Origin of the sequence: Azospirillum sp. B21 (assembly GCF_008364825.1) — a bacterium.
Lineage (GTDB): Bacteria > Pseudomonadota > Alphaproteobacteria > Azospirillales > Azospirillaceae > Azospirillum.
Genome location: NZ_VTTO01000001.1, coordinates 807,343 through 834,287 on the forward strand (window position 1 = coordinate 807,343; position 26,945 = coordinate 834,287).

The following is a 26,945-nucleotide window of genomic DNA, read 5'->3' on the forward strand; positions in this document are numbered from 1 at the left end:
CTCTCCCCCCCGCTCACGCGCATACTTTGTTTGCGCTGACGCGACAGGCGGACCTCCGGTCCGCTGAAAGCGGGGAGAGGGCTGGGTGAGGGGGATGCAGTGCGAGGCGTAGATTGAAAAGCTGATCTACGTACTGAAGATTCTGCATCTCCACGCCACGCGCCCCCCTCACCCCGACCCTCTCCCCGGGGGGGAGAGGGGGAATACGGCGTGAAAGAGCGACGCGGCGCCATCCGTTACTCCGCCGCCGCGCGGGCGGCGGTACGGACCAGCAGGTTGCGGCCAGTCATCTCGGCCGGCTTGGGCAGGCCCAGCAGGTCGAGCAGCGTCGGGGCGATGTCGGCCAGACGGCCGCTTTCGATCCGGGCGCCGGCCGGACCGTTGACCAGCACCAGCGGAACCTTGTCCAACGTGTGGGCGGTGTGTGGCCCGCCGGTCTCCGGGTCCTTCATCAGCTCGCAGTTGCCGTGGTCGGCGGTGACCAGCATGGTGCCGCCGGCGCGGCGCACCGCAGCCTCCACCTGCCCCAGGCTGCCGTCGACCGCCTGCACCGCCTTGATGGCGGCGTCGAGCATGCCGCTGTGGCCGACCATGTCGGGATTGGCGAAGTTGACGACGATCAGGTCGTACTTGCCGGAATCGATGGCGCCGACCAGCTTGTCGGTCACCTCGGCGGCGGACATCTCCGGCTGCAGGTCATAGGTGGCGACCTTCGGCGACGGGACCAGGATGCGATCCTCGCCCTCATACACCCGCTCCTCACCACCGTTGAAGAAGAAGGTGACGTGGGGGTACTTCTCCGTCTCTGCGATGCGCAGCTGCTTCATTCCGGCCTCGGAAACCACCTCGCCAAGCACCTTGGTCAGGGATTTCGGCGGAAAGATGGTGGTCATCAGCTTCGCCAGCGACGACGAGTATTCGACCATGCCGACGGCGGCGGCCAGCTTCGGGGCGCCATCCACCGGGAAGCCGTCGAAATCCTTGTCGACATAGGCGGCCAGGATCTCGCGGGCGCGGTCGGCGCGGAAATTCGCCATCAGGATGGCGTCGCCGTCCTTCATACCGGCATAGTCGCCGATCACCGTCGGCAGGATGAACTCGTCATGCTTGTCGGCGGCATAGCTCTGCTCGATCGCCTGGATCGGGTCGGCGGCGCGCTCGCCCTCTGCCTTGGTCATCGCGGCATAGGCCTTGGCGACGCGGTCCCAGCGCTTGTCGCGGTCCATCGCGTAATAGCGGCCGATGACGGTCGCCACCTCGACGCCCGGCAGCTCGAAGACGTCGGCCATGAACTCGGCCACCTGATCCTTGGCGCTCTGCGGCGGCACGTCGCGGCCGTCGGTGAAGGCGTGGACGGCCACCGGCACGCCCTCGCGCGACAGCACGCCGGCCAGCGCCGCGATGTGGTCCTGGTGCGAATGCACGCCGCCCGGCGACAGCAGGCCCATCAGATGGACGCACCCGCCGGTCTTGTGCATCGTCTTCACGAGATCGTTCAGCGCCTGATTGCGCTCGAGATCGCCCTCGACGATGGCATGGTCGATCATCACGAGGTCCTGCATGACGACCCGGCCGGCGCCGAGATTCATGTGACCGACCTCGGAGTTGCCCATCTGCCCCTTCGGCAGGCCGACCTCTTCCTCGCTGGCGTTCAGGAAGGCCTTCGGCTCGGCCGACCACAGGCGGTCCCAGTTCGGGGTTTCGCCCAGCGCAATCGCGTTGTCGGACCGCTCCTCGCGATAGCCCCAGCCGTCCAGAATGCACAGGACGACAGGGCGGGGTCGGTTGGTCTCGGTCATCGCGCTTACCTTTCTCGAAAGGTTGTGGTCTCGGAGTTTCGTGCTTCTCAGCTCCGGCGCTTTTCCGCGCGCCGGATGCGGCGCTCGGTATCAGGATCTGTGATAGGGGTGACCGGCAAGAATTTGTTGGGCGCGATAGAGTTGCTCCGCAAGCATGCCGCGCACCAGCATGTGGGGCCACGTCATCGGCCCGAAGGCGAGCAGGAAGTCGGCCCGCGCGCGCACCGCATCGCCATGGCCGTCGGCACCGCCGATCAGGAAGGCGAGGTCGCCGGCGCCACGGTCGCGCCAGTCACCGATCTTGGCGGCGAAGCTCTCGCTGGGCAGCGCCTTGCCGCGTTCGTCCAGCGCCACGACGATGGCGCCGGCCGGCACGGCGGCGAGCAGCAGTTCCGCCTCCTGCCGTTTCAATTCGTCGGAGGAGAGGCGCTTCTTCACCTCGACCTCCTTCAGGGTAAAGGGCCAGCTGAGCCGGCCGACATACTCGTCGAACAGGTCGCGGGTCGGTCCGCCCCGCGACCGCCCGACGGCGGCGAGCCACAAACGCATGGTGCGGCCCTCCGCCTCCGGTCCGTCAGGCGCTCAGCCGTGCCGTGCCCGACGGCGTCGGCAGGTCCAGGCCCCACATCTTCTCGATGTTGTAGAAGGTCCGGACTTCCGGCTTGAACAGGTGGACGATCACGTCGCCGGCATCGACCAGCACCCAGTCGCACTGGGTCATGCCTTCCATCTCGACGCCGCGGACGCCGGCCTGCTTCAGCTTTTCGGCCAGCTTCATGGCCATGGCAGCGATGTGCCGCGTGTTGCGGCCCGACGCCACGATCATGTAATCGGCGAAGGTGGTTTTCCCGGCGAGATCGATGACGGTCACGTCATCCGCCTGATCGGCGTCCAGCGACGCCTGAATGAGCGCCTTCAGGTCCTGCGGTTCCAGGATCTGGGGAACGGCGGCTGGCCGCGGAGCGGTCGCGGCCGTTTCGGTGTGCGTGGTGATGGCTCCAACCTCTTGCAACGGTTTCACGACCCGGCGGCCCGTGCCTGCCGGATCGCCGTCGCCGAGGCCGGATGCAGGGGGTTGCGTAAGAACGCCCAGGCCGGCCGCCTGCGGCGCGCCAGCCCTTTTACCCCCGACACGGACACCCGTCGACGGGTGAAACGCTGGGCGGCCTTGCCGCTCAGCGCACTAAGAGAATAGGTGGGGCGGGCGAAAACCGCAACGGCCACCGAGTCGAAGATTCGTGTCCAAAGCTTCCAGCGCGAAATTTGTCGCAGATTGTCCGCTCCCATCAACCAAACGAACCGCGTTTTGGGGAAGCGGCGCTGAAGCTTGGCCAGCGTATCGGCGGTGAAGCGGGTGCCGAGCGCCGTCTCGATCGCCGTCACCTCGATCCGCGGATGGGCGGCCACCGCCCGCGCCTCCGCCAGCCGTTCGGCGAGGGAGGCCATGCCGGCGGTGGACTTCAGCGGGTTCTGCGGACTGACCATCCACCAGACCCGGTCGAGACCCAGCGCCTTCAGCGCGAACAGGCTGATGTGCCGATGCCCCGCATGGGCCGGGTTGAACGACCCGCCGAGGATGCCGACGGTGAGGCCAGCGTAGAGCGGCCCGGAATAGAGGTGGGGGGCCTTCTGGAACCTGCGCATCGACCCGGAGCGTTTCCCCTCTCCCCCCCGGGGAGAGGGTTGGGTGAGGGGGACACGCTTCGAGGACCGTCCGACAGACGGAACCCCCTCACCCTGCCCTCTCCCCGGGGGGGAGAGGGTTCCACAGGAGGGGGGAGCGTCGGTCTTAGGGCCGCGTCTGGCCATCGCCGCGCACGACATACTTGTAGCTGGTCAACTGCTCCGCACCCACCGGGCCGCGGGCGTGGAACTTGTCGGTGGAGATGCCGATCTCGGCACCCATGCCGAACTCGCCGCCATCGGCGAACTGGGTGGAGGCGTTCCACAGCACGATGCCGCTGTCCACCCGCGACAGGAACCGCTCCGCCGCCGCCGGATCCTCGGTCAGGATCGATTCGGTGTGGTGGGAGCTGTGGGCGTTGATGTGGTCGATTGCCGCATCCACGCCGTCCACCACGCCGCAGGCGATGATGGCGTCGAGATACTCGGTGTCCCAATCCTCCGGCGTCACCGGGGTCACGCGCGGATCGACGGCCTGGACCGCCGCGTCACCGCGCACGGCGCAGCCGGCGTCCAGCAGGTCCTTCACCAGAACCGGCAGGGCCTTGTCGGCGATGGCGCGGTCGACCAGCAGGGTCTCGGCGGCGCCGCAGATCGACGTGCGGCGCATCTTGGCGTTCAGCACCACCTTGCGCGCCTTCTCCAGGTCGGCGGCGGCATCGACATAGACGTGGCAGTTGCCGTCCAGATGCTTGATGACCGGCACCCGGCTTTCGTCGGCGATGCGCTGGATCAGAGACTTGCCGCCGCGCGGGATGATGACGTCGATATAGTCGCGCATCGTCAGCATGTGGCCGACGGCGGCGCGGTCGGTGGTGGGGACCAGCTGGATCGCCGCCTCCGGCAGTCCGGCCTCGCGCAGGCCTTGGACCAGGCAGTCGGCGATGGCGCGGGACGAGCGGATGCTCTCCGACCCGCCGCGCAGGATGGCGGCGTTGCCGGACTTCAGGCAGATGCCGCCGGCATCCGCCGTCACGTTGGGCCGGCTTTCATAGATGATGCCGACGACGCCCAGCGGCACGCGGACGCGCTGGATGCGCAGGCCGTTGGGCCGCGTCCATTCGGCCAGCACGCCGCCGATGGGGTCGGGGAAGTCGGCGATGTCCTCCAGCCCCTTGGCCATGCCCTCGATGCGCGTGTCGTCCAGCATCAGCCGTTCGCGCATCGGGCCGGACAGGTCGCGGGCGTTCGCCATGTCTTCGACGTTGGCGGCCTTGATCTCGGCGGCGCGGGCGCGGATGGCCGCCGCCGCCGCCCTCAGCGCCCGGTCCTTCGACGGTCCTGGCACGGTCGCCAGCGCGGCCGCGGCGGCGCGGGCGGCCCGGCCGAGGGTCAGCATCTGGTCGTGCAGGGCGTCGGTGGTGTCGAGCAGGGCGGACATGGAGGTCTCCGGACACTCTATCCGTGGAAGGGACGACGACCTTAACGAATTGTTCGGGGTTGCGAAAGCCGCGCGGTTGTGGGACTTCGGCGTTGCGGTATGGGCGGGCGTGTGCAAAACGCAACGCGCCGGTCCTGCCGGGGCAAGGTTTTCGGGTAAGGTGACATGCTGACGCTGCTGCTGATCGTCTCCGCCTTTTTCGCGGGCGTGCTGAACGCCGTCGCCGGAGGCGGCAGCTTCCTGACCTTCCCGGCGCTGATCCTGGCCGGCGTGCCGCCGCTGAACGCCAATGCCACCAGCACCGTCGCCGTGTCGCCCGGCGCGCTGGCCAGCGCCTATGGCTACCGGCGGGAACTGGGGCGCATCCGTGAGATCCACCTGCCCTCCTTCCTCGGCATCAGCCTGATCGGCGGGCTGCTGGGCGCGCTTCTGCTGCTGTGGACGCCGCAGCGGACCTTCGAGGCCATCGTCCCCTGGCTGCTGCTGTTCGCGACGCTGCTGTTCGCCGTCGGGCCGAAGGCGTCGGCCTGGATCCGCCGCACCTGCACCATCGGTCATGGCACGGTGCTGGCGGTGCAGTTCCTGATCGCCGTCTATGGCGGCTATTTCGGCGGCGGCATCGGCATCCTGATCCTGGCGACGCTGGGCGTCTTCGGCCTGACCGACCTGCATGCGATGAACGGGTTGAAGTCGCTGGTGTCCGGCTGCCTCAATGCCGTCGCGGTGGCGGCCTTCGTCGCCGGGGGCGCCGTCTATTGGACGGAGGCGCTGATCATGCTGGTCGCCGCCATGGCCGGCGGCTATGCCGGCGCCTCGGTCGCCCGCCACATCCCACCGCCCGTGCTGCGCAAGGTGGTGATCCTGGTGGGTGCGGCGATGACCGTCTATTTCTTCATCACCAAGACCTGATCCGCTCCCCGAAGGAAGTCTCCATGACCGCCACCATCGACCGCAACACCCTGCCCTACCGCCCCTGCGTCGGGATCATGCTGCTGAACGACCGCGGCGAGGTGTTCGTTGCAAAGCGCTGCGGGTCGGACGCCGACTGGCAGATGCCCCAGGGCGGCGTCGACGAGGGCGAGGACGTCCGCACCGCCGCCTTCCGCGAGCTGGAGGAGGAGATCGGCACCGCGAAGGCGGAGTTCATCGCCATGACCGCCGCCCCCCACCGCTACGACCTTCCCGACGAACTGCTGGGCAAGGTCTGGAAGGGGCGCTGGCGCGGGCAGGAGCAGATGTGGATGCTGGCCCGCTTCACCGGCGACGAGGCCGACATCCGGCTCGACACCGACCATCCGGAATTCGATGCCTGGAAATGGATCGACGCGGAGGAACTGCCGGGCCTGATCGTCGCATTCAAGCGCCCGGTCTACGAATCGGTCCTGGCGGAATTCCGCCCGCTGATCGCGCGGGCAAAGGGCTGACCCACATACCCCTGCTCCGATCCCGGCGGCATGTCCCAATTTTGACTGCGGTTATCCCCAACTTCTCAACGACCCCCGGTCCATCCGCCACTTCCGCTTAACGAATCCTTGAGACGCCTTCTGGCAACGTCGCTGCTGCAACCGCAATGCGCAAGAGTGCGTCTGCTGTGGACGGAGGGGTGGCGTGTCGCTGATCAAGTGGACGGAGGAGGATGGCGGGCGGATTCGCCTGGGCCTGCCCAGCGACCTGGATTTGCCCATGGCGCAACCTCTGCTCGACAGCCTGCGTGCCGCCTTCAAGGCGTCGGCGGACGTCGCGGTGCAGGCGGACGCGGTGGAGCGGATCAGCGCCGCCTGCATCCAGGCGCTGGTCGTCGCCGCCCGCGACGCAACCGACCGCGGGGCCGCCTTCGTCCTCGCCGCCCCGTCCGAGGTCCTGTCCGAAGCGTGCGAGGATCTGGGTCTCGCCGCCTGGCTGAAGCAATGGAGCCGAGCGTGAAGAAGAAAGTGATGACGGTGGATGATTCGCGGACCATGCGCGACATGGTCTCCTTCACCCTGCGGGGCGCCGGCTACGACGTGGTGGAGGCCGCCGACGGCCAGCAGGCGATGAGCGCCATCGCCACCACCAAGGTCGATCTGGTCATCACCGACCTGAACATGCCGGTGATGGACGGGCTGACCCTGATCCGCAGGCTGCGCGCCATTCCCGCCCACCGCACCCTGCCGATCCTGATGCTGACCACCGAAGCGGACGAGAGCAAGAAGGCGGAGGGCCGGGCCGCCGGAGCGACCGGCTGGATCGTGAAGCCCTTCAACCCCGACAAGCTGGTGTCGGTGGTGCAGAAGGTCTGCGGCTGAACCGCAGCGGACGGTAAGGAGGCACAGCCGTGGACGATCTCAGCCGCTTCAAGCAGACCTACTTCGACGAAAGCGCCGAATTGCTGGCCGTCGCCGAGGCCGGGCTGCTGCGCCTCGCCCCCGGCGAGATCGACATGGACGAGGTGAACGCGATCTTCCGCGCCGTCCATTCGATCAAGGGCGGCGGCGGCGCCTTCGGCTTCAACGACCTCGTCGCCTTCGCGCACGAGTTCGAAACGGTGATGGACGGCGTGCGCAACGCCGAGATCCCGGTCACCACCCAACTGGTCGACACGCTGATCCGCGCCAACGACGTGCTGGCCCGCCTGCTGGCCCATGCCGCCGACGAAACCGACGCGCCGGACGGCACCACCGACGAGACGGTCGCGGCGCTCCGCCGTTTCCTGGGCAAGGCCGAGGCACCGGCGGAGGAGCCGCCCCCGGCGCCCGCGGGCACGCTCTATCCCGACGACGAGGATGACGAGGCCGGCATCTTCGGCGACGCGCTGGCCGCCATCCAGGCCGCCCGCGACGACCAGCCCTCCCCTCCGATTTCAGGCCCGGTGCCGGAGGGAAAGGTCCGCTGGACCATCGTCTTCCGCCCGAAAGCCGAACTGCTGCTGTCCGGCAACGAGCCGACCTACATGCTGCGCGCCCTGCGCCGTCTTGGCGACGCGGAGGTGGTCTGCCATCTGGACAAGCTGCCCTCCCTGCGCGACCTCGACGCCGAGCTGCTGCACCTGTCCTGGACGGTGACGCTGCTGGCCGACCCGCAGATCGACCGCGCCCAGATCGACGACGTGTTCGAGTTCGTCGCCGACGACTGCGACATCCGCATCAGCGCCGAGGCGCCGCCCCCCGCCGTCATCCAGGCGGCCGAGCCTCTGCCGGCCGCCAACCTGCCGGAACCGGCGGCGCCCGCTTCCGCGCCGGCCGCCACGGCCCCGGCCACCACCTCCGGCTCCCCCGGCGCCGCGAAGGCCGGCGACGGCGCCAAGCGCAGCAACGGCAGCGGCACGAGCGGCGACCATTCCGGACCGACCACCCACACCATCCGCGTCGACCTCGACAAGATCGACCGGCTGGTGAACATGGTCGGCGAGATGGTCATCACCCAGGCGATGATCGCGGAGCATCTGCGCGACCTGCCGCCCGGCCAGTTCCAGGAACTGCTGGAGGGGCTGGAGAGCCTCGCCCAGCACACCCGCGAGCTGCGCGAGAGCGTGATGTCGATCCGCGCCCAGCCGGTCTCCAGCGTCTTCTCCCGCATGCCGCGGCTGGTGCGCGAATGCGCCGCAGCCACCGGCAAGGAAGTCATGCTGGTCACGTCGGGCGAGACGACGGAGGTCGACAAGACGGTGGTGGAGAACCTCGTCGATCCGCTGACCCACATGATCCGCAACTCCATCGACCATGGGCTGGAGGGGCCGGAGGAGCGGGAGCGCATCGGCAAGCCGCGCGCCGGCACCGTGCATCTGTCCGCCGCCCACCGGTCCGGCCGCATCGTGATCGAGGTGACGGACGACGGCCGCGGCATCAACCGCGCCAAGGTGCTGTCCAAGGCCATCGAGAAGGGGCTGGTCCAGCCCGGAGCCACCATGTCCGACGAGGAGATCGACCACCTGATCTTCCTGCCCGGCTTCTCCACCGCCGATCAGGTGTCGAACCTGTCCGGCCGCGGCGTCGGCATGGACGTGGTGCGGCGGAACATCTCCAGCCTGGGCGGGCGCATCGGCGTCTATTCGACGCCGGGTGAGGGCTCGCGCTTCGTCCTGTCGCTCCCGCTGACGCTGGCGGTGCTGGACGGCATGGTGATCTCGGTGGGGGAGGAGCGCTTCGTCCTGCCGCTGACCAACATCGTGGAAAGCCTGCGGCCCAAGCCCGCCGACCTGCATGGGCTGGTCAACAAGTGCGACGTGATGATGGCGCGCGGCGAGTATGTGCGGCTCGTCCACCTGCACCGGCTGTTTGGCATCCCCAAGGCCATCGACGACGCCACCCAGGGGCTGGTCGTGCTGGTGGAGACGGAGGACGGCTCCCGCCTCGGCCTCGTGGTCGACGAGGTGCTGGGCCAGCAGCAGGTCGTCATCAAGAGCCTGGAGGCCAATTTCCGCCGGCTGGACGGCGTGGCCGCCGCGACCATCCTGGGCGACGGCCGGGTCGCCCTGATCCTGGACGTCGCGGGCCTGCGCGAAATGAGCCGCCACGGCGCCGGCAATGGTAACGGCGCCGGCGGCGCCACCCCGCCTTCCCCATCCCTGCCCGCCCCGGCGGACAGGTCCGACCAGCGTCAACGCCAAACGGTTTGAGGCCCAGCGATGAGCAGTTCCACCGCAATCGCCACCGTCAACTCCCGCACCGACCTCCAGACCACCGGCGGCATCGCCAACGGGACGGAGGAGCAGTACGTCACCTTCACGGTCGGCAGCGAGGAATATGGCGTCAACATCCTGGCCGTGCGTGAAATCCGCGGCTGGACGCCGGAAAGCCGCCTGCCGAACCTGCCCGACTATGTCCGCGGCGTGATCAACCTGCGCGGCATCATCATCCCGATCTTCGACCTGCGCGCCCGCTTCGGCGGCGGACCCACCCAGGTGACGAAGCGCCATGTCGTGGTGGTGATGCAGGTGGGCGAGCGCACGCGCGGCATCCTGGTCGACGCCATCTCCGACATCCTGGCCATCGGCCATGACGCGATCAAGCCGCCGCCCGACGTCGACAGCGGCCTGATCGACGCCGAATATCTCAGCGGCCTCTACACCGCCGACGACCGGATGGTGACCCTGCTGAACGTCGAGAAGCTGTTCGCCGGCGAGCATGTCGACCAGGACGCCGCACCACGCGCACCGGCGCTCGAAACCACCTGACCGGAAAGAGTCAGGGAACCTTCGGCGCCTCTGCAACGAGAAGCAATAAGAAGAGGAAACGTCACCGATGGCCACCGACGGTACGATCGCCAAAACCGGCAGCTTCCTCAGCAACATGCGCATCGCCAAACGGCTGTGGCTGGTCTTCGGCCTTCTGCTGGTTCTGATCGCCGCCCAGTCCGGCGTGGGCATCCTGGGGCTGGACGGGCTGAACCGTCGCATCGACGGGGTCATCGCCTCGGGCGACCTCGCCGTGTTCGCCAAGGATCTGGAAAGCCGTCTGGCCGCCGAGCGACTGCAAACCCGCGAATACATCAATCTGGGCACGCCCGAGGCGCTGGACCGGCTGCGCGTGCTGCGCGGAGAGTTCAACTCGGCGATGACTCAGCGGCAGGCGACGCTGGCGGCCTCGCCCCAGGCCGCCGCCTTCGCCGAGCTGGACAGCCTGCACACCACCTACCATGAGCGGTTCGATGCAGTCCGCGCCATGCGCGAGCAGGCCGACCGCAGCCTGCGCGAACGGATGGACCCGCTGGGTGCCCAGGTGACGACGCGGCTGGATGAGGTGGTGTCGATGGCCGCCGCCTCCGGCGACAAGGATGCTGCCTTCGCCGCGCAGGAGGTGGAGAAGCGCTGGCTGATGACCCGCTTCAGCGCCAACCGCGCCATCGGCCTGCGCGACGCCGCTGCGGCTGCACAAGTGGAAACCGAAGGCAAGGCGATGGCCGACGCCGCAGCCAGGCTGTCCGCCATCCTTGGTGCCGGAGGCCGTACCAACAGCGGCCTGTCGATGACCCTGCGCGAGGTCGATGTCCGCGCCGCCGACTATCGCGCCGCCTTCCGCGACGTCATCGCCGCGAATGACGATGCGAAGCGCCGCGCCGACCAGCTCGCCGCCGCCGCCACGGCGGTCAACGACGCCATCGACGGCATCGTCGGCCGGATCGCCGCCGATGCCAGGGCGACGGAGGAGGAGGCCGGGAGCGTGGCGGCCTTCACCATCCGCCTGACGCTGGGGCTGGGGCTGCTGTCGCTGGTGATCGGCGGCGTCGCCGCCAACCGGATCGCCGCCTCCATCGTCACGCCGGTCACCGGCATCCGCCGGGTGATGGCCGAGCTGACCGACGGCAAGCTGTCGGTCAGCGTCCCCCACACCGGTCAGCAGGACGAGCTGGGCGACATGGCCCGCGCCGTCGCCGCCTTCAAGGACGAGGCGGTCGAGGCCCTGCGCTCCCGCATCGCGCTGGAACGGGTGTCGGCCAACATCATGATGGCGGACACCGACGGCCGCATCCTCTACGCCAACGACTCCATCATGGCCATGTTCCGCAATGCCGAGGCCGACCTGCGCGCCTCGCTGCCGGGCTTCGACGCGAACAAGCTGGTCGGCCGCAACTTCGACGTCTTCCATCGCGACCCCTCGCACCAGCGCCGCCTGCTGGCCGACCTCAAGCAAACCCACCGCGGCTGGGCCAGGACTGGCGGCCGGACCTTCCAGGTGATCGCCAACCCGGTGGTCAGCCGCCAGGGCGAGAAGCTGGGCACCGTCATCGAATGGCGCGACCTGACGGAAGAACTGGCGATCGAGGCGGAGATCGGCGCGATGGTCGAGAACGCCGTCCGCGGCGACTTCAGCCACCGCATCGCACTGGACGGCAAGACCGGCTTCTTCCGCCTGGTGAGCGAGGGCATCAACCGCCTGTCCGAGAATGTCGCCGCCGTCACCGAAGAACTGGCATCGGTGCTGGAGGCGCTGTCGCAGGGCGACCTCACCCGCCGGATCGACAAGCAGTATGAGGGCGTGTTCCAGAGGCTGAAGGACGACTTCAACGGCACCGTGTCGCATCTGTCGGAGATCGTCCGGCGCATCGACCATGCCGCCGGTTCCATCGCCGTCGCCAGCCGCGAAGTGGCCGAAGGCAGCCTGGACCTGTCGGAACGGACCGAGCAGCAGGCCTCCTCGCTGGAGGAGACCGCGGCCAGCATGGAACAGCTCGCCGCCACCGTGCGGTCCAACGCCGACAACGCCCAGCAGGTCAACGGCTATGCCACCGAGGCGCGCACCGCCGCATCCCGCAGCGGCGAGGTGGCGGCCAGTGCCGTGGAGGCGATGCGCCGGATCGAGCAGTCGTCGCAGAAGATCGCCGACATCATCGGCGTGATCGACGAGATCGCCTTCCAGACCAACCTGCTGGCGCTCAACGCGGCCGTCGAAGCGGCCCGTGCCGGCGATGCCGGGCGCGGCTTCGCCGTGGTGGCCCAGGAGGTGCGGCAGCTCGCCCAGCGCTCCGCCCAGGCGTCGAAGGAGATCAAGTCTCTGATCCTCCACAGCGGCGGGCAGGTGCGCGAGGGCGTCGGGCTGGTCCGGTCCGCCGGGGGCTCCCTGACGGAGATCGTGTCGGGCATCGGCCGCGTCGCCGATCTGGTGTCGGAGATCGCGCGGGCCACGGCCGAACAGGCTTCCGGCCTGGACGAGGTCAACATCGCCATTGCCCAGATGGACGAGATGACGCAGAAGAACGCCGCCCTGGTGGAGGAAAGCACCGCCGCCGCCCGCTCGCTGGAGGATCAGGCCGACCAGTTGCGCCGGCAGATGACCTTCTTCACCCTGGACCGCCAGTCGCGGGACGCCGCCTCCGCAGCCACCGCTTCCGCCGGGGACATCCGGCGGCAGCAGGTGCCCGCCTGACGATGCCGCCGGTGCCGCGATGACCGACCGTTCCTCCGCCTTGTCGATCGAATCTCCGGCGGCGCGCCGGGTGCCGGCCGCGGTGTTCGGCGGCGCGCGCGAGTTCCATTTCGAACGGCATCACTTCGACCTGATCGCGGGATTGCTCTACCAGCTGGCCGGCATCGCACTGGCCCCGCACAAGGCGGAGATGGTCTATGCCCGGCTGGCGCGCCGCCTGCGCGAACTTCGGCTGCCCGATTTCGACGCCTATTGCGCCCTGCTGGAGGGCGACGGCGGGGCGGAAGAAATCGGCTTCCTGGTCAATGCGCTGACCACCAACCTGACCAGCTTCTACCGCGAATCGCATCATTTCGACTTCCTCGCCTCCACCGTCCTGCCGGAGGCGCGGACGCGCAATGCGGGAGCCTCCCGCCCGCGGCTGCGGCTGTGGTCGGCCGGCTGCTCCTCGGGTCCGGAGCCCTACACCATGGCGATGGTGCTGGTCTCGACCATGGGCGCGGACCTGCGCCGCTGGGACGCCCGCATCCTCGCCACCGACATCGACACCCACATGGTCGACACGGCCCGGCGCGGCGTCTATCCGCTGTCGGGCGCCACCGGCATTCCGCCCGCCATCCGCCAGCGCTTCACCCACGACACCCGGCTGAACGGCGAGCCGGCGGTGGAGATGGGCGAGGATCTCAAGCGTCTCGTAACCGTCAAGCCTCTGAACCTGCTGGAACATTGGCCGATGTCCGGCCCGTTCGACGCGATCTTTTGCCGCAACGTCCTTATTTATTTCGACCGCCGCGGCCGCACGCAGGTGATAGAAAACTTCGGCCGGATGCTCCGCCCCGGCGGGTATCTGTTCCTCGGCCACTCGGAGAGCCTGTATGGCGTGTCGAACCTGTTCCGACAGGCCGGCCCAACGATTTACCGGAGGGAGTGAGCGATGAACGCCCCCACCCTCTCCCATGCGGCCCCCAGCCCGGCGGCACCAGCACGGCGGCTGGGCAGCGGCCGCTATTTCAACCACGAGTTCAAGACGGAGACGGTCAAGATCGCGCTGGGCCAGCAGGCGATCAGCGACCGCGGCGACCTGATGATCGCGACCACGCTGGGCTCCTGCGTGGCTGCCTGCATCCACGATCCGGTGAGGGGGATCGGCGGCATGAACCATTTCATGCTGCCCGACCTGCCGGCCAGCGAATTGGAGGGCGCCGGCGCCGCCGCGCGCTACGGGTCGGTCGCGATGGAGCGGCTGATCAACGCCCTGCTCGCCGCCGGGGCCGACCGCAGGCGGCTGCAGGTCAAGCTGTTCGGCGGCGCCAGCGTCATCGAGTCGAGCTACGACATCGGCGGGCTGAACAGCCGCTTCGCGCTGGACTATGTGCGGGCGGAGGGGCTGACGCTGGCCGGGCAGGATTTGGGCGGCGGCTCGGCGCGGCGCCTGCATTACTTTCCGCACAGCGGCCGCGCCCTGCGCCGCCTGCTGCGGCCGGAGGCGGCGGCCGACACCGTCACCCGCGAACGGTCCTTCATCACCCATCTCGCCCGCACCCCCGTGGAGGGCGAGGTGGAGCTGTTCGGACCCGCCGATGCGGGAGGGAACTGACCCATGCCCAGACCGATCCGCGTCGTCATCGTCGACGACAGCGCCCTGATGCGCGAGATGCTGAAGGACATCCTGACCCGCGAGCCTGGGATGGAGGTCGCCGGCGTCGCCCGCGACGCCTTCGAGGCGCGCGACGTGATCAAGGCCACCAATCCCGACGTCATCACGCTGGACGTCGAGATGCCGAGGATGGACGGCCTGTCCTTCCTGGAAAAGATCATGACGCTGCGGCCGACGCCGGTGATCATGGTCTCCTCCCTCACGCGCGAGGGCTCCGACGCCGCCATCCGCGCGCTGGAACTGGGGGCGGTCGACTGCGTCGCCAAGCCCGGCGGCTCCGACGGGCTTGGGTTCGAGGCGACGGCGATGGAACTGGTCTCGAAGATCCGGGTTGCCGCCACCGCCCGGTTGGCCATGCGCAGGCCGCCTGCCGTCCATGGCGTCCTGCCGACGCCGCGCCGCGCCGGATCGGGCAAGCGGCTGATCGCCGTCGGCGCCTCGACCGGCGGGGTGGAGCGCATCCGCGACCTCCTGGCCGCCATGCCGGCCGATTGCCCGCCCATCCTCATCACCCAGCACATGGGGCCCAGCTACGTGCCCAGCTTCGCCGCCCGGCTCGACCGGCTGTCGGCGCCCACGGTGCGGGTGGCCGTTCATGGCGACCGGCCGGCCCAGGGGCTGGTGCTGATCGCGCCCGGCGACCGCCACCTCGCCGTCGTCCGCGACACCGCCGGTTTCGTCTGCCACATCCAGGACACGCCCCCGGTCAGCGGCCATCGCCCGTCGGTGGACGTTCTGTTCGCCTCCGTGGCCAAGGCGGCGGGCGGCAAAGCGGTGGGCGTGATCCTGTCCGGCATGGGCCGCGACGGCGCCATCGGCATGAAGGCCATGTTTGATGCCGGCGCCTTCACCATCGGCGAACAGGAATCAAGCTGCGTCGTCTACGGAATGCCGCGCGCCGCCAAGGAGGCCGGTGCGGTCGCGGTCGAACTTCCGCTCACCCAAATCCCCGCCGAAATGCTGCGCGCCTTCGACGCCGTCGGCGAGCGCACCCGCACCGCCTGACCCGAGCGGGCATCCGGGCCGAGTTCCCAAGGAGCACCAGTATGTTCATCCCCGCCGCCGCCAGAGATGCCGCCCAGTTCGCCGCCCGAGATGCCGCTCCGGCGATGGCGGACCGCCCGGCACCGCCCCCTGCGGACGGCGAGGCCAAGGTCTCGGTCACGGCAGAGCTTCTGTCGACCTGGCTCGGCTTCGCCGACGTGCAGCGCCGCACCCTGGACATCGTCCAGAGCGAGCTGACGCGCACGTCGGATCATGTGGAGACCTCCACCCTCGACTTGTCGGAGCGCTTCCGCGAACTGGCCCAGAAGGCGCTGGAACAGTCGGAGAGGGTGGAGCAGATCGTCGCCATGGCGGGATCGGTGGACATCGACGGCGAACGGATGCCGCTCGACACGCTGGTCGTCGGCATGCAGGACATGATCACCGACATGGTGACCAACATCGTCACCCTGTCGCGCCATGCCATGAGCATGGTCTATCTGCTGGATGACGTTCAAAAGGACGTGGCCGAGCTGGAGAAGTCGATCGGCGACATCGACGGCATCAACCGCCAGACCAACTTCCTGGCGCTGAACGCCACCATCGAGGCCAGCCGCGCCGGCGAAGCCGGACGCACCTTCGCCGTGGTCGCGCAGGAGGTGCGGCACCTCTCGCGCACGACCGGCGAACTGGCGGACCGCATGCGCAGCAAGGTCGGCGCGGTGGTCAAGGGCGTGCGCAACGGCCACGACATCCTGCGCCAGATCGCCAACACCGACATGTCGCCGCAGATGCTGGCGAAGGAACGCGTCGACAAGACGATGGACAGCCTGGTGGCCCAGACCACCCATTTCCAGGCGGTGCTGGAAACGGCGGCATCGGTGTCGACCGACATGTCCTCCACCATCGCCCATGTCATCACCGGCATGCAGTTCCAGGATCTGACCAAGCAGCGGATCGAGGCGATCAACGACAGCCTCGCCATCATGAGCGCCGGTCTGGGCGAGCTGGAGACCCGCATCCGCGCCCAGGTGCCGCCCGGCATCGGCGCGCGGGAGCCGCAGGAATGGCTAAACCAGCTGATGGGCCGCTTCACGCTGAGCGAGATGCGCGAGCGTTTCGTGCGCAAACTGCTGCTGGAGGGCACCGCGCTGGACGAAAACGGCGTACTCGACCTGGATGTCGGAGGGGACAACGGTTCCGGTGGCGACATTGAACTTTTCTAGCGCGGAACAGCCGCCGCTTGTACAGTGAGACACTTAATCTGAAAGACGACCCCATGGATTACGGCATCGAAGTGCGCGACCAGGAGGCGGTGGTCCGCCTGCGCGGCCGCCTGACCTTCAACGACCATGCAAAGTTGCGCGCCCTGATCGGCGAGATGGGGCAGAACAAGCCCCGGCGCCAGGTGCTCGACCTGTCCTCGCTGGAATTCGTCGACTCCGCCGGCATCGGCATGCTGCTGATCGCGCGGGAGGAGATGGACCGCGCCGACAAGCAGTTCGTGTTGCGTGCCGCCGCCGGCCAGGTGAAGCGGGTGCTGACCGTGGCGCAGATCGCCAAGATCGTCCAGATCGAGGACTGACCCGCTTGACCAACGGGGACACCCTTCCCGGCGGCGGCGCCACCGGGCTCCGCACGCGCTTCGCCGGATTCGTCGCGCCGGGGCTGCCGCCCGACCGCAGCGATCGGCTGGCGCGGGCGCTGGGTCTGCGGCCGGCAGAGGGGCCGGCAGAGGGGCCGACCGGTTCCGGAGCGCTGGCGCTGCTTGTGACGGACGGTAGCGCGGCTGAGAAGGACTCGCTGTGGCTGCCCCCGATCGCCGCCTGGGTCGAACCGGCGGCCGGTGACGAGGATGGTGGCGGCGTGGCCGCATTGCTGGCCGAGGCGTCCGGCACCGACCTCTATGTCAACCTGACCACCGCGACCGCACACGACCTGCAGCTTGGCGGTCGCCTGCTGGCCGCCATCGGCGCCCGCCACCCGCTTTCCGGGCACCGCCGCGACGATATCGAACTGGCCCTGCATGAGGCGGTCAGCAACGCGCTGGTGCACGGCAATCTCGGCGTCAGCGGCATGAAGGAGTTGAGCGCCCAGGAGTTGGAGCGTTTCTCCCGCGATCTGGGCGACGGACTCGCCGACCCGGTGCTCGCCGCGCGGCGGATCTCCATCGCCGTACGCATCGACCCGCCGCAAGCCGTCCCGGCCGGCCCAGGCCCGGTTGGGGGCCTGCCGAAAGACGCGTCGGAGAATGGCCGGGCATTGGCGACGGTCGAGATCACCGACCAGGGCGCCGGCTTCGTCCCGCGCAGGCCGGAGCGGGCCGGTGCATCGGGCCGCGGACTCGACCTGATCGGCAGCATCGCCGACGGGCTGGAGATCGAGGATGGCGGCCGGCGCATCCGCCTGAGGTTCCGGCTGTGACCATGAGCGGGCAGGACATCTCCGGCTACGGCCGTCCGCAGAGCCTCGAAGGCCGGGATGCGGAACTCCGGAGCCCCGGCTCACAGGTCGCCGACTCCCAAATCCTGGATTGCCCGATCCTGGTGGTGGACGACACCGCCTTCAACCGCACCGTGATCGGCACCTTCCTGGCCGAGGCGGGATTCCGCAAGGTCTCCTTCGCCACCAACGGGATGGAAGCGCTGGCGATGATCGAGGCCGGCATTCCCGACCTGCTGATCCTCGACATCATGATGCCGGGGATAGACGGCTACGAGGTCTGCCGCCGCCTGCGCGCCATGCCGGAGACGGCGGACCTGCCGATCCTGGTGCAGACCGCCCTGTCGTCGGGCGAGGACCGCAACAGAGCCTTCGCCGCCGGCACCACCGATCTCGTGGCGAAGCCGCTGGAGCGGACGGAACTGCTGGCGCGCGTGCGCATCCATCTGGAAGACCGCGTGCTGATCCGCCGGCTGCAAAGCTACCGCGCGCGGGTGGAGGCGGAACTGTCCATCGCCCGCTCGATGCAGGAGCATCTGCTGCCGACGCCGGCGCAATGTACCGCCGTCGCCGCGGCGGCCGGCTGCACGCTGCGTGCCCATAGCGTGATTTCGCCCCATCTCGGCGGCGATCTCTGGGGGTTGCTGCCGCTCTCCGGACGGCGCTTCGGCGTCTATCTGCTGAACGTCGCCGGCCAGGGCGTGTCGGCTGCGCTGAACGCCTTCCGCCTGCACACCCTTCTGCAGGAGCTGGGCCCCATCCATGGCGAGGATGCCGCCGCCCTGCTGAGCGCCCTGAACGACCGCGCCGCCGGTCTGCTGGCACCGGGGGAGACGGCGACCATGACCTACGGCGTGGTCGACGGCGAACTCGGGCGTTTCACCCACGCCTCCGCCGAGGGGGCTCCGCCGATGATCCTGCATGGCCACGGCGGATCGGAATTCGGCGCCGCCACCGGACTGGCGATCGGCATCGCTCCCGGCACCCGTTATCGCGCCGAGGTCATGGAGCTGCCGCCGGGTGCCGTGCTGGCGCTTTACTCCGTCGCGGTGCTGGAGGCGCTGGATGCCGGCGGGACCGGGATCGGGCTCGGCTGGATGATCGCCCGCGCGGTGGCGGAAGGCGACGGCTTCGAGGCCGTCGTGCGCTCGCTCGGCTTTGCGCTGGGACAGGTCAGCGGCGACGACCACACGCTGCTGTGGATCGAGCGGGGGGCCAGGTGAATACCGGGAACATGAATACCGGGGACATGATGGCAGCCGGACTGCTTGCCGGAGAAAGCGACCCCGCGGACGGATTGGCCGGCGCCCGCGTGCTGGTCGTCGACGACAACCGGATCAACCGCCATCTCCTGCTGGCCCTGCTGGAGCGCGGCGGCATCACCCTGGTCGAACAGGCGGAGGATGGGCAGGAGGCGCTGGCCCGGATGGAGCGCTTCAAGCCCGACCTCGTCCTGCTCGACCTGATGATGCCGCGGATGGACGGGTTCGAGATGTGCCGGCTCCTGCGCGGCGATCCGCGCTGGAGATCGCTGCCGGTGCTGGTGCAGTCCAGCCTGAACCGCGTCGAGGATCGTGCCCACGCCTTCCGCGCCGGGGCGACCGATTACGTCACCAAGCCGATCAACGCGGTGGAACTGCTGGCCCGCGTGCGCATCCAGCTTCGCAAGCGCGCCATGCTGCGCGACCTGGAGCAGTATCACAGCCGGACGGAGAGCGAACTGGCGCTCGCCCGCGCCATGCAAAGCCGGCTGCTGCCCGGTCCCGACCGGCTGGCGGACCTGCAGGCGGCGACCGGGATCGCGATCGACGCCCATTTCGCGCCCTCGTCCGAGTTGGGCGGCGATTTCTGGGGGATCGACCGGCTGCCGGGCGGCCGGGTCGCCGTCTACATGGTCGATTTCTCGGGCCATGGCGTGGGGGCGGCACTGAACACCTTCCGGCTGGATGCCATCTGCCGCCAGATCGGCAGCACGGAGCTGACCCCTGCCGAGTTCCTGGCCGCGATGAACCGCCGGCTGTGCGGCCTGCTTCCCAGCGGTCAGTTCGCCACCATGCTGGCCGGCCTGATCGACCCGGTGGCGGGGGTGTTCGATTACGCCTCGGCCGGATCGACGACGCCGATGATGTGGTTGCCCGGCGACGAGGCGCCGCGGCTGGGCGACGGCAGCGGCCTGCCGCTCGGCCTGCTGTCGTCCGCCACCTACGACAGCCGGCAACTGCCGATGCCGCCGGGCGCACGGCTGTTCCTATACTCCGACGCGGCGATCGAGATTCCGCTCGGCTCGGACGGTCATGATGTGCTGGACGAACCGGGTCTCGCCGCACTGCTCGCCCGTCGCCTGCACGAACCTGACGGCGCCCGCCTGCTCGACGGCCTGCTGGGCGATCTCCACGCCACCGGTCCCATCGACGACGATTTGACGGCGCTGCTGGTGTCCCGGCGGAGGTGAGTGTGGTGTTGAGAATCTAACGCCGCATCCAAGAGCATCTGCCGAACGCAAAAGGCCGCCCCTGAGGGAGCGGCCTTTTGCGTGCGGCGGGAGCCGACCGATCAGCGCGAGTAGAACTCGATGACCAGGTTCGGTTCCATCTGGACCGGGTACGGGACGTCGGCCAGCAGCGGGGCGCGGACGAAGCGGCCCTTCAGCGCGCTGCTGTCGACTTCCAGGTAATCGGGGATGTCACGCTCGCCGGAAGCGGCGGCTTCCAGGACCAGCGCCATCTGCTTGGACTTGGCGCGCACCTCGACGGTGTCGTTGTCCTTGATGCGGGCCGACGCAATGTTCAGGCGGCGGCCGTTGACCAGGATGTGGCCGTGGTTGATCAGCTGGCGCGCGGCGAACGGGGTCGGCGCGAACTTCATGCGGTAGACCACGGCGTCCAGACGACGCTCCAGCAGGCCGATCAGGTTCTCGCCGGTGTCGCCCTTGCGGCGGACGGCCTCGGCATAGATGCGGCGGAACTGCTTCTCGCCGATGTTGCCGTAGTAGCCCTTCAGCTTCTGCTTGGCCATCAGCTGCAGACCGTAGTCCGACGGCTTCTTGCGGCGCTGGCCATGCTGGCCCGGGCCATACTCGCGCTTGTTCAGCGGGCTCTTGGCACGGCCCCACAGGTTGACGCCAAGGCGGCGGTCGATCTTGTACTTGGACTCTTGACGCTTGCTCATAACTCTCACGCCTCGTTGTACACGAGTTGATGTTGTCCCGGTAGTTCCGACCGCCCTTTCAGGCGGCGGACGGGGCGCCAAAGATTGCGCGCGCCCGCTTTCCCAGGAGGTGAAGGCGCGCACAATACCCATTGGCGGGCCGGAGTCAAGCCTGACGGCGCCTTCCCTCTTCCCCTTGCAATGCTCTGCCCTTTGCGCTCCCCTTCCGGTCACAGCGGCAGGCAGGGATGACGCGATGGAACGGGTGGAGTGCGTGGTCGTTGGGGCGGGAGTGGTCGGTCTGGCGACGGCGCGCCGGCTGGCGCGGGCCGGGCGCGAGGTGATCGTGCTGGAGGCAGCGGATGCCATCGGCACCGGCACCAGTTCCCGCAACTCCGAAGTCATCCATGCCGGCATCTATTATCCGACAGGCAGCCTGCGCGCCCGGCTGTGCGTGCCCGGCCGCGACGCCCTCTATGACTACTGCGCCGCCCATGGCGTGGAGCACCGCCGCATCGGCAAGCTGATCGTCGCGACGGAGGAAAGCCAACTGCCGAAGCTGGCGGCGATCCGCGCCCAGGCCGCCGCCAACGGCGTCAACGACCTGACGGAGGTCGACGCCGCCACGGCGATGGGCTGGGAACCGAACCTGCGCACCGTCGGCGCCCTGCTGTCGCCCTCCACCGGCATCATCGACAGCCACGGGCTGATGCTGGCCCTGCTGGGCGACGCCGAGGAGTCCGGCGCGATGCTGGCACTGCAGAGCCCCCTGCTCCGCTCCCACCGCACCGCCGATGGTTTCGAGCTGGAGGTCGGCGGGGCGGAGCCGATGCGGCTGGCCTGCTCCGCCCTGGTGAACGCCGCCGGGCTGGGCGCCTGGGCGGTCGCGCGCGGGCTGGAGGGGCTGGATGCCGCACATGTGCCGCCGCGGGTGCTGGCCAAGGGCAACTACTATGCGCTGGCCGCCGGCCGCTCCCCCTTCTCGCGGCTGGTGTATCCGGTTCCGGTGGAGGGTGGGCTGGGCGTCCACCTGACGCTGGACCTCGCCGGGCAGGCCCGCTTCGGCCCCGACGTGGAATGGCTGGGCGATATCGCCGGCCATGGAGAGGGGCCCATCGACTACGCCGTCGATCCGGTCCGGGCCGACTCCTTCTACGGCGCGGTGCGCGCCTATTGGCCGGGGCTGCCCGACCATGCGCTGGTGCCGGCCTACTCCGGTGTGCGTCCCAAGCTGAGCGGACCGGGGCAGCCCCAGGCCGATTTCCTGATCCAGGGGCCGGAGACTCATGGGGTGGACGGGCTGATCAATCTGTTCGGCATCGAATCGCCGGGCCTGACCTCCTGCCTCGCCATCGCCGACGCGGTGGCGGCGGAATTGGGCGAGGCTCCCGAGATCATTGGCAGCTCTTGGGGCTCACAGGGTTCTTGACCGCGCCCCCGGCTCTCCCAATCTATAGGCGTGGCGGCGCCGGCATGTGCTGGGCCGCCGATCCGCCGGGCGCCGGAAACGGGCCCATCTTCCGCAACTCGCTCCCGTCGTGAGGAGGATGCGTCGTGACGACTCGCCTTTCGCTCTTCAACAGCCCGCTGCTTCTCGGCTTCGATCAGTTCGAGCGGACGCTCGACCGCATCGCCAAGAATTCGGCCGAAGGCTATCCTCCCTACAACATCGAGCAGATCGGCGACGACGGCCTGCGGATCACGCTTGCCGTGGCCGGCTTCACCTCCGAAGACCTGTCGGTCCAGATCGAGGACAACCAGCTCGTCATCCGCGGCCGCCAGACGGATGACAAGTCGCGCGTCTACCTGCATCGCGGCATCGCCGCTCGGCAGTTCCAGCGCAGCTTCGTCCTGGCCGAAGGGATAGAGGTCGTGGGCTGCTCGCTCGACAACGGACTGCTCAACATCGACCTGACCCGTCCGATGCCGGAACCGAAGGTCCGTACCATCAAGATCGAGCAGCCGAAGAAATCCGCCGGCGGTGCCATGCCGCGCACCATCGACGTGTCCGCCGACGGCAAGGACGACTGACCCGGCCCCTGTTTTCCTCCCACCAGCCTTCCCGACACTCTGCACGCGCGGCCGCCCATGACGGGGAGCCGCCGGGAGACCACGATCATGATGAACGATACCCACAGCCAGCTGCGCCAGCTGTCGACCCAGGATTTCGCCAGCTTCGGTCTGGGCGACGTCGCCTATGTCCGCCCGGTGGAACTCGAGGGCACCGCCGCCTTCGCGATCCACGCCGCCGACGGCACGCCGCTGAGCGTCGTCGCCGACCGCGAACTGGCCTTCGCCGCCATCGTGCAGAACGACATGGAGCCGGTCAGCGTCCACTGACCCCCCGCCATCGACCGCCCGCCGCCGCGCGCCGGCAACAAGGGCCAAGCGCGCGGCGGCCGGCATCTCGATCCTTGTCAGCCCTAACTCCTGTTGTAAGGTGCGCTCTGCCATAATCACGGGCGCAAGACGCGAAAAGGCATCGGGGGACGGTCGGTTGGACGGCGGGGCGAGCGATACGGCGGTGGACGCGAAGGCCGCGGCCGAAACGGAAAAGCGGAAGGCGTGGGATGACGAGGCCCGCGATTCCCTGCACATTCTGCCCTTGTCGTCGATCCCGCTGGACACCCCCGGCCTGCAGCATGCCAGGCTGATCAAGAATGTCCGGCTGCAGACGGTGGTGGAGATGTTCCACGACGCCCAGGCCGGCAGCGGCCAGGTGACCGCCCGCCATCTGCCCGCCTATTTCGAATCCTACAAGGACGAGATCGAGCGCGATCTGGTGAAGCTGGAGAAGATCGGCGCCGCCTCCAGCTTCGACGTCTACTCCTCGCGCATCGAGCTGCGGCGGCTGAACATCGACGTCAACAACGTCGAATCGCTGACCCTGTCCGACCGCAAGAAGGCGGAACTGACCAACTACATGCGGGTCTTCACCCGGCCGCTGATGGAATATGTCTACGGCACGGAGGAGCTTCAGGTCGCCGACGTGACCGACATCATCCAGCTGTTCGCCAATCCCAACCGGGAGGAGGCGCTGCGCAACCTGCGCATGATGGCCGACCGGCTGGACATCGGCTTGAACGAGATCCCGCAGTTCCTGGAGGAATACGGCGACATCTTCCTGTCGCTGGCCTATTTCCGCAAATGCCTGGACGAGATCGTGCCGGAGGTGCAGCGCTTCGTCACCTGGATGGGCGAAATCCGCAGTTCCGCCGAGGTGAAGCGCGATTCGCGGCAGATGCGGATGCTGGATGAGATTGCCCGCGACCTGACCGATATCTCCACCTCCATCACCGGCCGGTTCGAGAGCTTCGACAACCGGTCCAAGGATTTCTGGAGCGACATCAACGCCGACACCTTCCGCGCCATCCGCGAGCTGATCTCGTCCCACCACGTCACCATCGGCGGCGTGCTGTGCGGTCTGGCGGTGAAGATGAACCTGTGGAAGCACCGCTTCGCCCGCGGTGGCGGCGGTCCGAACCGGCGTATGGAGTTCGTGAAGTCGGAGATCCTGCCTGGCCTCTCCCACATCAAGGCGCTGGAGCAGTCGGCGCGGACCGGGCACCTGTAAAGGGCGAAGTCAGGGCCGCTGCGACCCCGTCAATCCATCGAGAGAATCGTCGCCAACGCCCGATTGTCCAGCAGGATCGTCGCGGCCAGCGTCAGGATCGGCGCCAGGAACAGCAGTCCGATGAGACAGCGCACGATCAGATCGGAGCGGCGGGCGGAACGGCAGAGTGGACACTCGTCGGGACCGTGCCCGTAGTCGGAGCCGCAATAGGGACAGGCGGTGGTGTTGACCATGGCGAACGGGCTTTCGGAACGGGCCGGCGGCCGTGGAGCTGCCGTCATTCTGGACCGGTGCGGCACCCGAACGTCATGAATTCACTGTCATCTTGCCGTCTTCGCGCCGCCTGTGGCCGAAGGGACGCTCATGCCGCCCTGTCCATCGGCACCAGCCCGGCGACGATGCGGCCGAACTGACCGGCGAAACGTTCGCGGTCGGCGGCGGCCAGGGTGAAGGTGACATGCAGACGGCCGCCGACACCGCCATCGATCGCGCGCACTGTGGCGGGCGCCGGCTCCAGCCCCGGCAACACGACGCTCAACGCCGTCCCCTGCGCCAGACCGGCCCAACACTCCTGCGGCAGGCCGCTGATCTGCGCGCCGCCTTCCGAAGCGTTGTCGACGGTCACCGCAACCTCCCGGTCGCCGATGGTCAGCCGGCCCGGCCGGTTCAGCGGATAGCGCGGGGCGGCCCGGCGGTTCACCTCCGGCGTGGCGGTGCGGATCGCCTCGATCAGGACGCGGCGCAGCTGGTCGATGCTGGAGGCCACGCGGGTGGACAGGGCGTTGACCTCGCTGGCGCGTTCGCCGGTGGCTGTCGCCTCCTGCGAGACGGCGGCAATGCGGGTCGCCACCTCCTGCGCCGCGTTGGAGGTCTGGACGACGTTGCGGGCGATCTCGCCGGTTGCCGCCTCCTGCTCCTCGATGGCGGCGGCGACGGTGGCCGACACCGACTCCACGCCGCGCACCCGGTCGGCGATGGCGCGCACGGCACTGACCGCCTCCGCGGTGGTGGCCTGGATGGCGGCGATCTGGCTTTCGATCTCGTCGGTTGCCCGCGCGGTCTGGCCGGCCAGTTGCTTCACCTCGCTGGCGACCACCGCGAAGCCCTTGCCGGCCTCCCCAGCCCGCGCCGCCTCGATGGTGGCGTTCAGAGCCAGCAGATTGGTCTGGCCGGCGACATCGTTGATCAGGTTGGTCACCTCGCCGATGCGGGTCACGGCCTCGGCGAGGCGTTGGATGGTCTCCTCCGCGCGGACGGAGGCGCCGACCGCCTCGCCGGTCATGGCGGTGGCGGTGCCGATCTGGGTGGCGATCTCGCGAATGGAGGCGCTGAGCTGCTCCGACGCCGCCGCCACGGTCTGGGCGTTCGACAGCGCCTGGGTCGCGGCGGCGGCGACATTCTGGCTGTTGTGGCTGACCGCGCGGGCCGATTCGGCCATGCGGGTGGCATTGCCGGCCATCTGGCTGGTCTGGCTGGCGACCACATCGACGGCGTTGGACGCTTCCGTCTCCACCGTCTCGGCCATGCGCAGCAAGGCGGCCTGCTTCTCCCGTTCGGACCGTTCCCGCTCTTCGTCGCGCAGGCGGCGCAGGCGCTCGGCCTCCTCGGCATTCTCCTTGAAGACGCGCAGGGCCCCGGCCATCGCACCGATCTCGTCGCGGCGGTCGGAACCCGGAATTGCGACGCCGAGGTCGCCCTGGGCCAGGCGGCGCATGACGGCGGTCAGTTCCCCCACCGGACGCACCACCCGGCGCCGGATGCCCAGCACGCCCAGCACCACCACCGCCAGCACCAGAGCCGAGACGCCCCAGACCGCGCTCATGAACAGGTTTTCGCGGCCGTCGGCATAGACCTCCGTCTCGCTGTTGTAACGGGTGGTGTCCGCCACGATCCGGTCGACGACGGCGCGGTGGGCCGCATAGGCCTCGGCGATGACCACATAAGAGGCGCGGGCCGCGGCCTCGTCCTTGCGGGCCAGGGCCGGCAGGAATCTCGACTCGACCTCGGTCCAGAAGCGCATCACCGGCGCATGCGATGCCTTGGTCAGCTGGTCGACGAGCGTCGGCTCAAACCCTTCCTTCAACCAATAGTCATGCCGGTCGTCGTAATCCTTGCGCAGCTGTGCCAGACGCGCCCGCCGCTGCTCCACCGACGCCGGGTCGTTCATCGCCAGCGTGGTTTCCAGGTAGGCCTCGATCACATATTCCGGCGGCGGAAGAATGTCGGCGATCAGATCCTTGCCCAGCACGATGCGCTGGTAGATCGGACCGCCCACCTTCAGCTCGCGGATCGCCAGCGCACCCGTCAGGACGACCGCCAGGAAACCGAGCGTGACCACCACGCCGAACAGGTTGGTGAGCGCGGCAATCCTGAGGTTCTTCAGCATGATGCGACCCCTGCGCAAAAACGACGGCAAAGGGTTGCTTCTCAGATTGAA

Annotated in this window: 27 protein-coding genes; 19 read left to right on the forward strand and 8 right to left on the reverse strand. The window is 68.7% G+C overall.

Annotation, left to right across the window (positions count from 1 at the left end; translation table 11 throughout):
* Nucleotides 1-236: 236 nt before the first annotated feature.
* The 5 genes from gpmI to FZ983_RS03940 form a co-directional block, all read right to left on the reverse strand.
* The gene (gene gpmI, locus FZ983_RS03920; RefSeq protein WP_149222253.1) at nt 237-1,799 is read right to left on the reverse strand and encodes a 2,3-bisphosphoglycerate-independent phosphoglycerate mutase; all 1,563 of its coding nucleotides are present in this window, start codon (nt 1,797-1,799) and stop codon (nt 237-239) included.
* Between the two features lie 90 nt (nt 1,800-1,889).
* The gene (gene rlmH / locus FZ983_RS03925) at nt 1,890-2,348 is read right to left on the reverse strand and encodes a 23S rRNA (pseudouridine(1915)-N(3))-methyltransferase RlmH (protein ID WP_149222254.1); all 459 of its coding nucleotides are present in this window, start codon (nt 2,346-2,348) and stop codon (nt 1,890-1,892) included.
* 25 nt (nt 2,349-2,373) lie between these two features.
* Entirely contained in the window at nt 2,374-2,820 is a 447-nt protein-coding gene (gene rsfS / locus FZ983_RS03930) for a ribosome silencing factor (protein WP_111066995.1), read from the reverse strand.
* Nucleotides 2,817-3,443 carry a nicotinate-nucleotide adenylyltransferase gene (locus FZ983_RS03935; protein ID WP_149222255.1) on the reverse strand — a complete coding sequence of 209 codons (627 nt, stop codon included), beginning with the start codon at nt 3,441-3,443 and terminating at the stop codon, nt 2,817-2,819. Before FZ983_RS03935 ends, rsfS begins: the two co-directional genes overlap by 4 nt.
* Before the next feature lie 145 nt (nt 3,444-3,588).
* Complete coding sequence (locus FZ983_RS03940) at nt 3,589-4,863, reverse strand: glutamate-5-semialdehyde dehydrogenase (protein WP_149222256.1); 1,275 nt, start codon at nt 4,861-4,863, stop codon at nt 3,589-3,591.
* A 165-nt stretch (nt 4,864-5,028) separates the two neighbouring features.
* Here FZ983_RS03940 and FZ983_RS03945 point away from each other — a divergent pair, with 165 nt between their 5' ends.
* The 15 genes from FZ983_RS03945 (at nt 5,029) to FZ983_RS04015 (ending at nt 20,239) form a co-directional block, all read left to right on the forward strand.
* Entirely contained in the window at nt 5,029-5,772 is a 744-nt protein-coding gene (locus tag FZ983_RS03945; RefSeq protein ID WP_149222257.1) for a sulfite exporter TauE/SafE family protein, read from the forward strand.
* 23 nt (nt 5,773-5,795) lie between these two features.
* On the forward strand, nt 5,796-6,287 hold the full coding sequence (locus tag FZ983_RS03950; protein WP_149222258.1) for an RNA pyrophosphohydrolase: 492 nt from the start codon (nt 5,796-5,798) through the stop codon (nt 6,285-6,287).
* A 184-nt stretch (nt 6,288-6,471) separates the two neighbouring features.
* Entirely contained in the window at nt 6,472-6,786 is a 315-nt protein-coding gene (locus FZ983_RS03955) for an STAS domain-containing protein (protein ID WP_149222259.1), read from the forward strand.
* On the forward strand, nt 6,771-7,148 hold the full coding sequence (locus tag FZ983_RS03960; protein WP_149222260.1) for a response regulator: 378 nt from the start codon (nt 6,771-6,773) through the stop codon (nt 7,146-7,148). The genes FZ983_RS03955 and FZ983_RS03960 overlap by 16 nt, the downstream gene beginning before the upstream one ends.
* Before the next feature lie 29 nt (nt 7,149-7,177).
* The gene (locus FZ983_RS03965; protein ID WP_149222261.1) at nt 7,178-9,457 is read left to right on the forward strand and encodes a chemotaxis protein CheA; all 2,280 of its coding nucleotides are present in this window, start codon (nt 7,178-7,180) and stop codon (nt 9,455-9,457) included.
* 9 nt (nt 9,458-9,466) lie between these two features.
* Nucleotides 9,467-10,015 carry a chemotaxis protein CheW gene (locus tag FZ983_RS03970; RefSeq protein ID WP_149222262.1) on the forward strand — a complete coding sequence of 183 codons (549 nt, stop codon included), beginning with the start codon at nt 9,467-9,469 and terminating at the stop codon, nt 10,013-10,015.
* A 67-nt stretch (nt 10,016-10,082) separates the two neighbouring features.
* On the forward strand, nt 10,083-12,704 hold the full coding sequence (locus FZ983_RS34985) for a methyl-accepting chemotaxis protein (RefSeq protein WP_149222263.1): 2,622 nt from the start codon (nt 10,083-10,085) through the stop codon (nt 12,702-12,704).
* A 19-nt stretch (nt 12,705-12,723) separates the two neighbouring features.
* Nucleotides 12,724-13,635 carry a CheR family methyltransferase gene (locus tag FZ983_RS03980; RefSeq protein WP_149222264.1) on the forward strand — a complete coding sequence of 304 codons (912 nt, stop codon included), beginning with the start codon at nt 12,724-12,726 and terminating at the stop codon, nt 13,633-13,635.
* A 3-nt stretch (nt 13,636-13,638) separates the two neighbouring features.
* Nucleotides 13,639-14,301 carry a chemotaxis protein gene (locus tag FZ983_RS03985; protein WP_149222265.1) on the forward strand — a complete coding sequence of 221 codons (663 nt, stop codon included), beginning with the start codon at nt 13,639-13,641 and terminating at the stop codon, nt 14,299-14,301.
* 3 nt (nt 14,302-14,304) lie between these two features.
* Nucleotides 14,305-15,366 carry a chemotaxis response regulator protein-glutamate methylesterase gene (locus FZ983_RS03990; protein WP_149222266.1) on the forward strand — a complete coding sequence of 354 codons (1,062 nt, stop codon included), beginning with the start codon at nt 14,305-14,307 and terminating at the stop codon, nt 15,364-15,366.
* A gap of 41 nt (nt 15,367-15,407) precedes the next feature.
* Nucleotides 15,408-16,571 carry a methyl-accepting chemotaxis protein gene (locus FZ983_RS03995; protein WP_149222267.1) on the forward strand — a complete coding sequence of 388 codons (1,164 nt, stop codon included), beginning with the start codon at nt 15,408-15,410 and terminating at the stop codon, nt 16,569-16,571.
* 53 nt (nt 16,572-16,624) lie between these two features.
* Nucleotides 16,625-16,930 carry an STAS domain-containing protein gene (locus tag FZ983_RS04000; protein ID WP_149222268.1) on the forward strand — a complete coding sequence of 102 codons (306 nt, stop codon included), beginning with the start codon at nt 16,625-16,627 and terminating at the stop codon, nt 16,928-16,930.
* Nucleotides 16,931-16,935: 5 nt separating this feature from the next.
* Complete coding sequence (locus tag FZ983_RS04005; RefSeq protein ID WP_149222269.1) at nt 16,936-17,769, forward strand: ATP-binding protein; 834 nt, start codon at nt 16,936-16,938, stop codon at nt 17,767-17,769.
* A 2-nt stretch (nt 17,770-17,771) separates the two neighbouring features.
* Nucleotides 17,772-19,010 (forward strand): fused response regulator/phosphatase, encoded by a 1,239-nt coding sequence (locus tag FZ983_RS34990; protein ID WP_149222270.1) that lies wholly within the window; start codon nt 17,772-17,774, stop codon nt 19,008-19,010.
* 26 nt (nt 19,011-19,036) lie between these two features.
* Nucleotides 19,037-20,239, forward strand: coding sequence for a fused response regulator/phosphatase (locus FZ983_RS04015; RefSeq protein WP_149222271.1), 1,203 nt, complete (start codon nt 19,037-19,039; stop codon nt 20,237-20,239).
* Nucleotides 20,240-20,340: 101 nt separating this feature from the next.
* Here FZ983_RS04015 and rpsD read toward each other — a convergent pair whose 3' ends face one another.
* On the reverse strand, nt 20,341-20,955 hold the full coding sequence (gene rpsD, locus FZ983_RS04020) for a 30S ribosomal protein S4 (RefSeq protein WP_012974917.1): 615 nt from the start codon (nt 20,953-20,955) through the stop codon (nt 20,341-20,343).
* Nucleotides 20,956-21,190: 235 nt separating this feature from the next.
* On the opposite strand from rpsD, the gene FZ983_RS04025 reads away from it, so the two are divergent.
* The 4 genes from FZ983_RS04025 to FZ983_RS04040 all read left to right on the forward strand — a co-directional run bounded on the left by FZ983_RS04025 (nt 21,191) and on the right by FZ983_RS04040 (nt 24,508).
* Complete coding sequence (locus FZ983_RS04025) at nt 21,191-22,363, forward strand: NAD(P)/FAD-dependent oxidoreductase (RefSeq protein WP_149222272.1); 1,173 nt, start codon at nt 21,191-21,193, stop codon at nt 22,361-22,363.
* A 125-nt stretch (nt 22,364-22,488) separates the two neighbouring features.
* Nucleotides 22,489-22,965 (forward strand): Hsp20 family protein, encoded by a 477-nt coding sequence (locus tag FZ983_RS04030; protein ID WP_149222273.1) that lies wholly within the window; start codon nt 22,489-22,491, stop codon nt 22,963-22,965.
* 87 nt (nt 22,966-23,052) lie between these two features.
* Nucleotides 23,053-23,274, forward strand: coding sequence for a DUF1150 family protein (locus FZ983_RS04035; RefSeq protein WP_149222274.1), 222 nt, complete (start codon nt 23,053-23,055; stop codon nt 23,272-23,274).
* A gap of 184 nt (nt 23,275-23,458) precedes the next feature.
* Nucleotides 23,459-24,508 (forward strand): hypothetical protein, encoded by a 1,050-nt coding sequence (locus FZ983_RS04040; RefSeq protein WP_247883559.1) that lies wholly within the window; start codon nt 23,459-23,461, stop codon nt 24,506-24,508.
* Nucleotides 24,509-24,537: 29 nt separating this feature from the next.
* Here the strand turns inward: FZ983_RS04040 and FZ983_RS04045 are convergent, their stop codons facing one another.
* Both FZ983_RS04045 and FZ983_RS04050 read right to left on the reverse strand, forming a co-directional pair.
* Nucleotides 24,538-24,789 (reverse strand): hypothetical protein, encoded by a 252-nt coding sequence (locus FZ983_RS04045; RefSeq protein ID WP_149222276.1) that lies wholly within the window; start codon nt 24,787-24,789, stop codon nt 24,538-24,540.
* 80 nt (nt 24,790-24,869) lie between these two features.
* Nucleotides 24,870-26,894, reverse strand: coding sequence for a methyl-accepting chemotaxis protein (locus FZ983_RS04050; RefSeq protein WP_149222277.1), 2,025 nt, complete (start codon nt 26,892-26,894; stop codon nt 24,870-24,872).
* Nucleotides 26,895-26,945 lie beyond the last annotated feature (51 nt).

Coding starts and splice junctions, on each gene's coding strand:
- FZ983_RS03935 (WP_149222255.1), bottom strand. CDS start 3,443: ATGCGCAGGTTCCAGAAGGCCCCCCACCTCTATTCCGGGCCGCTCTAC.
- FZ983_RS03970 (WP_149222262.1), top strand. CDS start 9,467: ATGAGCAGTTCCACCGCAATCGCCACCGTCAACTCCCGCACCGACCTC.
- FZ983_RS03945 (WP_149222257.1), top strand. CDS start 5,029: ATGCTGACGCTGCTGCTGATCGTCTCCGCCTTTTTCGCGGGCGTGCTG.
- FZ983_RS03960 (WP_149222260.1), top strand. CDS start 6,771: ATGGAGCCGAGCGTGAAGAAGAAAGTGATGACGGTGGATGATTCGCGG.
- FZ983_RS04050 (WP_149222277.1), bottom strand. CDS start 26,894: ATGCTGAAGAACCTCAGGATTGCCGCGCTCACCAACCTGTTCGGCGTG.
- rpsD (WP_012974917.1), bottom strand. CDS start 20,955: ATGAGCAAGCGTCAAGAGTCCAAGTACAAGATCGACCGCCGCCTTGGC.
- FZ983_RS04025 (WP_149222272.1), top strand. CDS start 21,191: ATGGAACGGGTGGAGTGCGTGGTCGTTGGGGCGGGAGTGGTCGGTCTG.
- FZ983_RS03995 (WP_149222267.1), top strand. CDS start 15,408: ATGTTCATCCCCGCCGCCGCCAGAGATGCCGCCCAGTTCGCCGCCCGA.
- FZ983_RS03985 (WP_149222265.1), top strand. CDS start 13,639: ATGAACGCCCCCACCCTCTCCCATGCGGCCCCCAGCCCGGCGGCACCA.
- FZ983_RS34985 (WP_149222263.1), top strand. CDS start 10,083: ATGGCCACCGACGGTACGATCGCCAAAACCGGCAGCTTCCTCAGCAAC.
- FZ983_RS04035 (WP_149222274.1), top strand. CDS start 23,053: ATGATGAACGATACCCACAGCCAGCTGCGCCAGCTGTCGACCCAGGAT.
- FZ983_RS04015 (WP_149222271.1), top strand. CDS start 19,037: ATGATGGCAGCCGGACTGCTTGCCGGAGAAAGCGACCCCGCGGACGGA.
- FZ983_RS04000 (WP_149222268.1), top strand. CDS start 16,625: ATGGATTACGGCATCGAAGTGCGCGACCAGGAGGCGGTGGTCCGCCTG.
- FZ983_RS03940 (WP_149222256.1), bottom strand. CDS start 4,863: ATGTCCGCCCTGCTCGACACCACCGACGCCCTGCACGACCAGATGCTG.
- rlmH (WP_149222254.1), bottom strand. CDS start 2,348: ATGCGTTTGTGGCTCGCCGCCGTCGGGCGGTCGCGGGGCGGACCGACC.
- FZ983_RS03980 (WP_149222264.1), top strand. CDS start 12,724: ATGACCGACCGTTCCTCCGCCTTGTCGATCGAATCTCCGGCGGCGCGC.
- FZ983_RS03990 (WP_149222266.1), top strand. CDS start 14,305: ATGCCCAGACCGATCCGCGTCGTCATCGTCGACGACAGCGCCCTGATG.
- gpmI (WP_149222253.1), bottom strand. CDS start 1,799: ATGACCGAGACCAACCGACCCCGCCCTGTCGTCCTGTGCATTCTGGAC.
- FZ983_RS34990 (WP_149222270.1), top strand. CDS start 17,772: ATGAGCGGGCAGGACATCTCCGGCTACGGCCGTCCGCAGAGCCTCGAA.
- FZ983_RS04045 (WP_149222276.1), bottom strand. CDS start 24,789: ATGACGGCAGCTCCACGGCCGCCGGCCCGTTCCGAAAGCCCGTTCGCC.
- FZ983_RS03950 (WP_149222258.1), top strand. CDS start 5,796: ATGACCGCCACCATCGACCGCAACACCCTGCCCTACCGCCCCTGCGTC.